Source organism: Bradyrhizobium sp. PRIMUS42 (assembly GCF_023006515.1).
GTDB lineage: Bacteria > Pseudomonadota > Alphaproteobacteria > Rhizobiales > Xanthobacteraceae > Bradyrhizobium.
The window spans coordinates 1-956 of sequence record NZ_JALBGZ010001274.1 but is presented as its reverse complement, the minus strand read 5'-3'; the positions used below and the strand labels follow the sequence as shown (position 1 = coordinate 956).

1 protein-coding gene is annotated in these 956 nt (G+C 68.2%); it reads left to right on the top strand.

Annotated features, from left to right (window positions below; genetic code table 11):
• Positions 1–956 (top strand): molybdopterin cofactor-binding domain-containing protein (locus MOV75_RS39645; RefSeq protein WP_247008287.1); only part of this gene is annotated, 956 nt, incomplete at both ends.

Below are 956 nucleotides of genomic sequence, written 5' to 3'. Positions count from 1 at the left end.
GTGCGCGTGCAGCTGACGCGCGAGCAGGAGCATGCCTGGGAGCCCAAGGGCACCGCGCAGCTCATCGACGTCAATGGCGGCCTGAACGCCGATGGCGGCATCGCCGGCTACGACCTCGCTACGCGCTATCCCTCCAACGCCGCGCCGACGCTGGCGCTGCTGCTCACCGGACGCATCTCGCCCGATCCTGTCGTGCTCCAGATGGGCGACCGCACTGCGATCCCGCCTTATGACTACGACCACATGCGCGTCGTCGCCCACGACATGGCACCGATCGTGCGCGCGTCGTGGTTTCGCGGCGTCTCGGCGCTGCCGAACACCTTTGCGCATGAATCCTACATCGACGAGGCCGCGACCGAGGCCGGCGTCGACCCGATCGAATACCGCCTGCGTTACCTGAAAGACCAGCGCGCGGTCGATCTCGTCAATGCGGTGGCCGAGCGCGCCGGCTGGACGCCGCGCCCGGTTCGCGAGGAGAAGGACGGCGAGGTCGTGCATGGACGCGGCTTTGCCTATGCGCTCTACGTCCACAGCAAGTTTCCCGGCTATGGCGCGGCGTGGTCGGCGTGGGTCGCCGACGTCGCCGTGAACAAGTCGACCGGCGACGTCAGCGTCACGCGCGTGGTTGCGGGCCAGGATTCCGGCCTGATGATCAATCCGGAAGGCGTGCGCCACCAGATCCACGGCAACGTCATCCAGTCCACCAGTCGCGCGCTGATGGAGGAGGTCTCGTTCGAGCGCGGCGCCGTGGCGGCACGCGAATGGGGCGCCTATCCGATCATCCCCTTCCCCGATGTGCCCAAGATCGACGTGCTGATGCTGCCGCGTCAGGACCAGCCGCCGCTCGGCGTCGGCGAGTCCGCGTCCGTCCCGAGCGCAGCAGCGATTGCGAACGCGATCTTCGATGCCACCGGCGTGCGCTTTCGCGAGCCGCCGTTCACACCCGAGCGCATCCT